Raw genomic sequence first — 9397 nt, 5'->3', positions numbered from 1 at the left:
CCCCAGCCCCTTCTCCCAAAAAGGGAGAAGGGGAGCCGGATTGGAAGTCCCTCTCCTGCCCTGGGAGAGGGATATAGGGTGAGGGTTACAAAAGTGGGATACACCCCCTTGATCCCATCATCTCTACGCCAATTCATCTCTACGCCAACACGTCTTGCACCAGCACGTAGGGCTGCAAAATCAGCGCGTTGAATCGCTTGTTGCGACTGCTGTTCCAAACTTTGATTTGCTCAGGGCTGGGCTTTTGGATCAGTCCTTCGTCAATCCATCGTTGCACCGTTGTGGTGTGATCCGAGGCGATCGCCACGCCCACATCCAGCAGATCCAGACCTGTGGCCACCAGCACTAGCGCATTCCGCTCCGCATGGGGCATGAGCCAGTCCCACTCTGCCTCGCCCATCGTGCCCGCCAGCTCTGCCCGCAAATCCTGCATTCCGACAACCCTCGCTACTCAACATGGTTGGTCTAGTTCTATAGACCGCAGTTCGATGAGATTCCCCTAAAATTGGGCGATTCCCTTACAAAAACTCTATAGACCTTCTCTGTAGACCTTAAGACCTTAAGACCTTAAAGCCTCACTGAGAAGACCTTACTGAGATCTGACTCAAAGTACAAATCATGTCATGTTCGTCGCACTGCACGCTGCAATGTAAAGCCCCGCATTCCAAATGTGGCTTGAACTTAGGAGTGCAAACCGCAAGCCCCTAAGCACTTCAGATTCCAACCCTTACCCTTGGACTTTCTCAGCCCAATCCGAGTTTTATTTATAATTCTTAACATAAATTTACCGCCCCAGGTCGTGCATTGCATGAATTGTTTCTACACAGCGCTGCGTGACCTGCTCTAGGGCAGCGCGATCGCCCGCTGGCGGCTGAATGGGCTGTCCTATTCGTACTGTAATGGGCACTGGGCGGGGAAATCGACTGCCCTTGGGGAGAATTGCCTCTGTACCCCAGAGGCTAACGGGCAGCAGGGGAGCCTGAACCTTGGACGCAATCATCGCCGCACCTAGCTTGGCTTCGGGAATGCGGCCGTCGGGGGTGCGCGTGCCAGAGAGGAAAATTCCCATCGCCCAGCCCTGCTCAAGCTGATGCAGGGCCGCTCGAATGGCGCTGCGGTCTGCCGAACCCCGCTTTACTGGATAGGCTCCATAGAGGGCGATCGCCTGCTTTAGCACGGGCACGCGAAACAGTTCTTCCTTGGCCATGTAGGACACGGGCCGCCGCACACAGCACGACAGCAGCGGCGGGTCAAAGTCGCTGGCATGGTTTGCCACCACAATCAGCGGCCCGCGCTGGGGGACGTTTTCCAGTCCATAGACCCGCCCGCGAAAGTAAAACCGCAGCATCGGTGCCACCACCGACCATTTGAACAGGTGGTAGAGGGCAAGGCTGACCGGGGGTTCGCGATCGCGCATGGTAGGACTGTTGGGTTGACGGGGAGTTCAGCGGCATCACACGGCCACGCGCTCGATGTCGGCGATCGCCCCCACGTTTTCCAGCGCTACGTCCGGGCAGGTGCGCTTGATGATGCCCGTCAGCACCTTGCCAGGGCCCACTTCGATAACCCGCTCAATGCCTGCCTGGGAAAGCTGGAGGGAGATTTCGCGCCAGCGGACGGAACCCGTCATCTGCCGATCGAGGCGGTCTTTTAGCACAGCAGCATCGGTGGCGGGCGTGGGGTCTACGTTCGACAAGACGGGGACTTGGGCCGTCTGAAACGCCACGCTATCCAGCACGGTGCGAAATTCTGCTGCCGCGTCTGCCATCAGGGGCGAGTGGAATGCGCCGCTGACGTTGAGCTTGACGGCCCGCTTGCATTTGACCCCAGACATGATGGATTCCACGGCGCTCGGCGTTCCCGAAATTACCACCTGACCGTCGTTGTTGTCGTTTGCCAGCACGACATCCGGCGTTTGGGCGATCGCCGCTTCGAGCTGCGCCCGGTCAAACCCCAGCAGCGCCGCCATCATCCCTTCGGACGCGCTATCCATTAGCTCAGCCCGACGCTTCACCAGCCGCAGGCCTGACTCAAACTCAAACACCCGCGCCGCGTACAGCGCCACATATTCACCCAAACTGTGACCCGCCACCAGCGCAGGTTGTAGCCCCCTTTCCAGCAGCAAATCTACCAGGATGCTCTCGACGGTGTAGAGGCAGGGCTGGGTGTAGAGCGTTTTGGACACCTTGTCGTCTTCGCTCTGGCAAATCTCTGGCACCGACCAGCCCAAAATCTCCGCCGCCTGCTCAAACCGCTGCTGAGCGGCGGGCAGGTCAAATAGGTCAGCCCCCATGCCAACTGCCTGCGACCCTTGCCCAGGAAAGACCCACGCTGTCTTTGTCATATTTCAACGCCTAGTGATCAAGACCGTGATCCAAACTGTGATCAGAACTCTAATTGTCTAACTCGCGCCCGACTCGCGCCTGACTCGCGCCTACTCGCGCCTAACTTGCGCCCCAGCGAAACACCGCCGCGCCCCAGGTCAATCCTGCGCCAAAGCCTGCCGTGGCAATGATGTCGTCAGGCTTGATATCGCCCCGCCGCACGGCCTCATCCAGCGCCAGGGGAATAGACGCAGCGGAAGTGTTGCCGTAGCTGGCCATGTTGCTGATGACCTTTTCGCTGGGAATGCCCAAACGCTCGGCAACGGCATCAAGGATGCGCTGGTTTGCCTGATGCATCACTAGCCAGTCAATCTGATCGACCGTCAGTTCCGCCCGAAATAGCGCCTTCTCGATGACTTCGGGAACCCGCTTGACGGCAAAACGGTACACTTCCTGTCCGTTCATCGTGATGGGCTGAAATGTGCCCTGGGCGATCGCCACTCCGTCCACCAGTTCTCTATCCTGCCCCTGGTAGGCCAGGTTCAGGCAGTGGTTCAACGTGCCGTCGCTGCGGAGTTCAAATCCCAGCAGGCGATCGCGCTCACTCGCCTCCATCACCACCGCACCCGCCCCGTCGCCAAACAGGACACAGGTGCGGCGATCGCTCCAGTCCACCCAGCGCGACAGCACATCTGCGCCGATGATCAGCGCCTTGCGATACACGCCATTTTGGATAAACTGCGCCGCCGTCACCAGCCCAAACACAAAGCCCGAACAGGCCGCCGTCAGGTCAAAGGCCGTTGCCTGCGTTGCGCCCAGATCATGCTGAATCTGGCTGGCAGAGCCGAACAGATCATCGGGTGTAGAAGTCGCCAGCACGATCAGATCAATCTCTGAGGCCGCTACCCCTGCCATGGCCAGAGCATTCTGGGCCGCCTGAGTGGCGATCGCCCGCAGAGAGCCTGCCGCATCTGCCAATCGCCGCTGCCGAATGCCCGTGCGAGAGGCTATCCATTCATCCGAAGTGTCCACCACTCGGCTCAGGGCTTCGTTATCGAGATGGCGCTCCGGCACTGAAGAGCCGCTGCCCGTAATCGCCACCCCCGCTCCAACTCGTTGCGCCATTATTCAACACTCTCTGGTTGTTCACCGCCGCGCGACAGCGACGATTGCCCATCTGCGACTGCCAGTTCTGGCGATTCATACTGCGCCCGAATCCGGCCCAAAACGCCATGATCGACCGCCTCCTTCGCCATCCGAATCGCATTGAAAATCGAAGGAGCCTGAGAACTGCCGTGGCTAATAATGCAGATGCCCGCTACACCCAGCAGCAGCGCACCCCCATGCTCAGCGTGATCCATCCGCTGCTTAATGCGGCGCAGGTTCGGCTTGAGAATTGCAGTACCCAGCTTGCCATTCAAACCCTGAGGTAACTCCTCGCGGACAATTTGCAGCATGACGCTGCCTACCGCCTCGGCAAACTTCAGCAGCACATTGCCCACAAAGCCGTCGCACACCACCACATCAAAGTCACCCGACAGCACATCGCGGCCTTCTGCGTTGCCAATAAAGGCAATCCGCGAATTTTCTTGCAGCATTTGATGGGCCCGAACTGCCAGATCGTTCCCCTTAGAAGACTCTTCGCCAATATTCAGCAGTCCGACCTTGGGTTCTGGAATGCCGAGGACGTACTTGGAATAAACCGACCCCATCACGGCAAACTGTTCCAGAAACTTGGGCCGACAGTCCACATTTGCGCCCACGTCGAGAATCAGCACGGGCTTAGCCGTCATCGTTGGCAGCACCGCCCCAATCGCCGGCCGATCAATCCCCGGCAGCCGCCCTAGCCGCAGCAGCGCTGCTGCCATCGCCGCACCCGAATGCCCCGCAGACACCACCGCATCGGCCCTGCCCTGGCGCACCAAATCCATCGCCACATTAATAGAAGCATTGGGCTTGCGACGAATTGCCGTCAGCGGCTCCTCGTGCATTTCCACCATGTCTTCCGTTGGCACAATTTCCAAACCGGGAGGCACGCTATGGTGCTTGAGCGCTTCCTGAATCTGATCGGGCTTGCCGACCAGCAGAATATCTGCATCTAACTCTGCCTGGGCCCGCAGGGAACCCAAAACAATCTCCACCGGGGCAAAGTCCCCGCCCATTGCATCAACGGCAATCCGTGCTCGAGTTGAACCCATCGATCAACGTTATAGAAACCTCACAAATTTTATCAGATGGACTCTACCGGAAACCGGAGCGAGTCAGCGGAGTGCCCTGAATTCTTTGCCCTGAGTCTTCACAGACCTGCTCAGCGCATTGGGGCGCATTTAGGAGGTGCATTAGTTTCAGGTGCATTAGCTCAAAGATGCGAGAGACAGGCGCAACGGAGACGCAAGATTACTCCACTTCACCCGGCGGCACAATCCGCTGGAACAGGTAGCCCGTTCCGCGTGCCGTGAGGATGAGTTCGGGGTTGCTGGGGTCGTCTTCGAGCTTAGCCCGCAGTCGAGAAATGTGAACATCGACCACGCGGGTATCGACATGGCGCTCTGGCGTGTAGCCCCACACTTCTTGCAGGATTTCGGAGCGGGAGAAGGGTTCGCCCGATCGCCCAACGAGCAGCTCCAACAGGCTAAACTCCATGCCCGTCAGCCGAATCCGCTCGTCGCCCTTGTAGACCTGGCGCTTATTGGTATCAATCCGAATCGTGTTGATTTGGATAACACCGGAACTGGGAATCCCCGTCGTACCCGTTTTTTCGACCCGGCGCAGCACCGAGCGGATGCGGGCCTCTAGCTCCTTAGGCGAGAAGGGTTTGACCACGTAGTCGTCTGCACCCAGTTCTAGCCCGGTGATGCGGTCAGCAACGTCGCCCAGGGCCGTCAGCATAATGATCGGTACGTCGGACTCTTTGCGAAGCTCTTGGCAAACCCCATAGCCGTCCAGCTTGGGCATCATGACATCCAGCACAACCAGATCTGGATCGGAGTGGCGGAAGGTTTCTAGCGCTTCTTCGCCGTCGGCAGCCGTGACGACATCGTAGCCAATCATGGAGAGACGAGTTTCGAGAATGCGTCGGATGCTGGCTTCGTCGTCAACGACCAGAATTTTTTCTTTGTGATTCTCCAATTTAGTCAACACTCCTTGAAGCGATTATTTTTGATAGTTAATTCTTCCCAGACTATCATTAACAATAGTAGCCTATGGGCCTGTCTTGAGCGCGTGAAATTCCCAATCTCCCTACATTTCAGAGTTTTTTAACATTTCTTGCAAACTCTCAGATAGTAATAAATCTTATGAAAGATTTCGCCTCATTTCACATTAAGAAACATTAATCTCGAAGGGTTTCAAATTGTCTTTGTGGGGTTGGGCTATAAGTTGGGCTTACGTCGAAAATTGCTGCTCTGGAATGGGGCCGTTAGGATAGCCCCTACCAGGACGGAACTTTGATTCTTTGGGACTGGCGATCGCCCCTTTGAGGGAGGTGAACGCAGGCAGAAGCAGGCGGACGATCCGCTTTCTTGGGTGTATTGATTGAGTAAATCCCTGAATTCACTAAACTTCAATTTTTGCGCTGCCCAGGTCTGCTGCTATGCCCAAGCCTCGAACAAGCTATGTCTGTAATGAGTGTGGCGCGGACTCGCCGCAATATTTTGGCAAGTGTCCCTTTTGCGGAAGCTGGAATTCGCTGGTGGAGCAGACAGTCGCACCAGCCAGCAGCGCCAAAACCGCGATGGGAGCCGTGAGCCGATCGCCCAAACGGGCCAGCGCCAATTCCAAGGGCGAACCAAGGGCGATCGCCGCGCTCACCCTCCCCGAAATTTCCGACCATCCCCAGACCCGCATTGCCTCCGGCTACGGCGAACTGGATCGAGTGCTGGGCGGCGGCATTGTGCCCGGTTCCCTGGTGCTGGTGGGCGGCGATCCGGGCATCGGCAAATCTACCCTGCTGCTGCAAGTGGCCAATCAGCTTGCGGCGCAGCACCGGGTTCTCTACGTCTGTGCCGAAGAGTCGGGGCAGCAGGTGAAGCTGCGGGCGCAGCGGCTAGGCGTGGGGAGCGGTGTGAAGATAGGGGAAGAAAGAAAAGAGAAAACTCAAGTCCCTGTCACCCTGTCGCTACAGCAGGCCAACGCCTCAACATTTCACTCCCTTTATCTTTTGCCGGAAATTGATCTAGAGACGATTCTTTCTGAACTGGAGTCGCTGCGGCCGACGGTGGCGGTGATCGACAGTATCCAGGCGCTCTATTTTGCCACGCTCAATTCGGCTCCGGGGTCGGTGTCGCAGGTGCGAGAGTGTACGTCGGCGCTGATGCAACTGGCAAAGCGGGAGCATATCACGCTGTTCATCGTCGGGCATGTCACCAAGGAAGGGGCGATCGCCGGGCCGAAGGTGCTGGAGCATCTTGTAGACACGGTGCTGTATTTTGAGGGCGATCGCTTTGCCAGCCACCGCCTGTTGCGCTCGGTGAAAAACCGCTTTGGCGCGACGAATGAGCTGGGCGTGTTTGAAATGGTCGATCGCGGGCTGGAGGAAGTGCAAAATCCCTCGGCGCTGTTTTTGAGCGATCGCGATGCAGAAACGCCCGGCACGGCCACCATCGTCGCCTGTGAGGGCACGCGCCCGTTGGTGGTAGAGCTACAGGCGCTGGCCAGCCCGACGAGCTATCCGTCGCCGCGTCGCACCGCCACGGGCATTGAATATAATCGGCTGCTGCAAATTTTGGCGGTGCTAGAAAAGCGCGTGGGCATTCCCCTGTCGAAGCTGGATGCCTACGTCGCCTCTTCCGGCGGCATCAACGTGGCCGAACCTGCGGCGGATCTGGGTGTGGCGATCGCCGTGGCCGCCAGTTTTCGCGATCGCGTGGTTGACCCTGGCACGGTGCTGATTGGCGAAGTGGGGTTGGGCGGGCAGGTGCGCCCCGTCTCGCAGATGGAGCTACGGCTGAAGGAAGCGGCCAAGCTGGGCTTCAAACGGGCGATCGTGCCCGCCAGTCAGGCGGAGCATCCGGGGCTGGGGCTGGACATTATTCCTGTGGCGCGGGTGGTGGATGCCATTACGGTCGCGCTGACCAGCAGCAATCAAACCCACAACAAGAGCGAATAGAATAAGCTAAACCGCGCTCAGGTAAGTTTGTTCTGGCGTAATCGGCAGCACTCGCAACTGCTGATTCTGCAAATCTGGCTCCAGACCCAGCGCCTCTAGCGGAATCACGCCCAGCAGCGCATCCTGTCTGCCGGGTAGCTCCAGACAGTCGAACGTGCCCTCACGCCCCAAAATTTCCAGATGAACGCCTTGAAAAATGCGGGCTGGTTTGATCCCGGCCGCAGTGGCAACCTCTACTTCGCGAAAGCGCTTCAGCCCCAGTTGCCGAGTCACGCGCTCTGGCAGGCAAAGCAGCGTCGCCCCCGTATCGACCAGCACATCTGTCAAAGTGACTTGCCGCACCGATTCGGTCGGTAGGCTGCCCTCGTCTGCCCGCATCAGGTCAGCCAGATTCGTCACCGTCAGCGTGGTTAAGACCTTTCGCTTGAGCTGAGGGATAACCAGTTGCCTCATTGCATGAACCCTCATGGTGCAGCGCAGCTTTGATCTTAGCGTGAGCGGCTCCCACCGAACAGCGAGAGAGAAGCGAAGAAGGCGATCGCCAAATCTCGACATTTTTCTGGGTTCTACACCCAAAATCCGCAGCTTTTTTTAGCATTTACGTTGCGATTGCTACTTTCTTCGTCAGAGCATGGCGTTATGGTGACGCAGATGGAGCTGCTGCTTTGCCAGCCGCGCCCCAAAATTACGTGCGATCGCCCCGCAACGAGCAATCCTGCGTGCCCCACGTTTACTAACGCTCTGGCTTTTGGACAAGCCTAATACAGCCCAAGCGTTTTCAACGTTCCAATTTTTCGCAGCGAGAACCCGCTCCCAGAAATCAGCAGAGATGCTCTGGGGCTGGAGAGAGAATCCTCTTACCCGGTCTACGTTTCAACCCACCTTCACCCAAACCAAGGGACACCTCTGTATGAGTTCTAATGAGCTACGGTTTCAAACCATCCGCCAAATCACCGAACGCAAGCCCGTCGCCCCCAAGGTGCCCAGCCGTCTGGAAGATTTGTGGGCTGTGGATGTGTTCACGCTCAACAAAATGCAGGCTTGCCTGCCCAAAGAAGTGTTCCGCTCGCTGAAGCACACCATCCAAACTGGCGGCAAGCTCGATGTCTCGGTCGCGGGCATTGTGGCTGCGTCGATGAAGGACTGGGCGATTTCCAAGGGCGCGCTCTACTACGCCCACGTCTTTTATCCGATGACCAACATCACGGCGGAAAAGCACGACGCTTTCATCTCGCTGCAATCCGACGGCACGGCCATCACCGAGTTTACGGGCAAAGTGCTGGTGCAGGGCGAACCCGACGGCTCCTCCTTCCCCAACGGTGGCATCCGCTCCACCTTTGAGGCGCGGGGCTACACCGCCTGGGATGTCACCAGTCCCGCTTACATCATGGAAACCGACAACGGCGCGACCCTCTGCATTCCCACCGTGTTCATCTCCTGGACGGGCGAGGCGCTGGACAAGAAAACCCCGCTGCTGCGATCGAATGCGGCCATGAGCAAAGCGGCCACTCGCCTCTTGAAGCTGCTCGGCCATACCGACGTGGCTCCGGTGAACTCTAGCTGCGGTGCAGAGCAGGAATATTTCCTGGTGGATGCCCACTTTGCCCACAGCCGTCCCGACCTGCTGCTGACGGGGCGCACCCTGTTTGGACATCCTGCCGCCAAGGGGCAGCAGTTTGATGACCACTACTTTGGCGCGATTCCTGAACGGGTGCAGGTGTTCATGCAGGACGTGGAGGAAAAGATGTATCGGCTGGGCATTCCGGCCAAGACGCGACACAACGAGGTGGCTCCGGGTCAGTTTGAAATTGCGCCCTATTTTGAGGCGGCAAACGTGGCCAGCGACCACCAGCAGTTGACCATGACGCTGCTGCGAAACACAGCGAAAAAGCACGGATTTGTCTGTCTGCTGCACGAAAAGCCGTTTGCGGGCATCAATGGAAGCGGAAAGCACAACAACTGGTCA

At 57.9% G+C, this 9397-nt stretch carries 9 protein-coding genes; 2 read left to right on the top strand and 7 right to left on the bottom strand.

Translation table 11 applies throughout. The annotated features are described in order from the left end of the window. Window positions 1-139: 139 nt before the first annotated feature. The 6 genes from IGS51_RS01400 to rpaB form a co-directional block, all read right to left on the bottom strand. Window positions 140-433, bottom strand: a complete 294-nt coding sequence (locus IGS51_RS01400) for a DUF2288 domain-containing protein (protein ID WP_297075084.1) — start codon at window positions 431-433, stop codon at window positions 140-142. A 351-nt stretch (window positions 434-784) separates the two neighbouring features. Continuing rightward, entirely contained in the window at window positions 785-1417 is a 633-nt protein-coding gene (locus tag IGS51_RS01395; protein WP_297075082.1) for a 1-acyl-sn-glycerol-3-phosphate acyltransferase, read from the bottom strand. Between the two features lie 36 nt (window positions 1418-1453). Next, window positions 1454-2344, bottom strand: coding sequence for an ACP S-malonyltransferase (gene fabD / locus IGS51_RS01390; protein ID WP_297075081.1), 891 nt, complete (start codon window positions 2342-2344; stop codon window positions 1454-1456). A 100-nt stretch (window positions 2345-2444) separates the two neighbouring features. Then, complete coding sequence (locus IGS51_RS01385) at window positions 2445-3449, bottom strand: beta-ketoacyl-ACP synthase III (RefSeq protein WP_297075079.1); 1005 nt, start codon at window positions 3447-3449, stop codon at window positions 2445-2447. Beyond that, window positions 3449-4522: a phosphate acyltransferase PlsX gene (gene plsX / locus IGS51_RS01380; RefSeq protein WP_297075078.1), complete on the bottom strand. Its 1074-nt coding sequence runs from the start codon at window positions 4520-4522 to the stop codon at window positions 3449-3451. Before plsX ends, IGS51_RS01385 begins: the two co-directional genes overlap by 1 nt. Window positions 4523-4721: 199 nt before the next feature. Further along, window positions 4722-5453 carry a response regulator transcription factor RpaB gene (gene rpaB, locus IGS51_RS01375; protein ID WP_197673308.1) on the bottom strand — a complete coding sequence of 244 codons (732 nt, stop codon included), beginning with the start codon at window positions 5451-5453 and terminating at the stop codon, window positions 4722-4724. A gap of 463 nt (window positions 5454-5916) precedes the next feature. Between rpaB and radA the strand changes: the two genes are divergently transcribed. After that, complete coding sequence (gene radA / locus IGS51_RS01370) at window positions 5917-7431, top strand: DNA repair protein RadA (RefSeq protein WP_297075075.1); 1515 nt, start codon at window positions 5917-5919, stop codon at window positions 7429-7431. Between the two features lie 6 nt (window positions 7432-7437). Here radA and IGS51_RS01365 read toward each other — a convergent pair whose 3' ends face one another. Then, window positions 7438-7884 (bottom strand): aspartyl protease family protein, encoded by a 447-nt coding sequence (locus IGS51_RS01365; protein ID WP_297075073.1) that lies wholly within the window; start codon window positions 7882-7884, stop codon window positions 7438-7440. 457 nt (window positions 7885-8341) lie between these two features. On the opposite strand from IGS51_RS01365, the gene IGS51_RS01360 reads away from it, so the two are divergent. Further along, a partial coding sequence (locus IGS51_RS01360; RefSeq protein WP_297075071.1) for a glutamine synthetase III occupies window positions 8342-9397 on the top strand: 1056 nt, incomplete at its 3' end.

It is taken from the genome of Thermoleptolyngbya sp. M55_K2018_002, from assembly GCF_015295965.1.
In the GTDB taxonomy this organism is placed as follows: domain Bacteria; phylum Cyanobacteriota; class Cyanobacteriia; order Elainellales; family Elainellaceae; genus Thermoleptolyngbya; species Thermoleptolyngbya sichuanensis.
The sequence above is the reverse complement of the archived record's forward strand: the minus strand, read 5'-3'. Positions and strand labels throughout refer to the sequence as shown.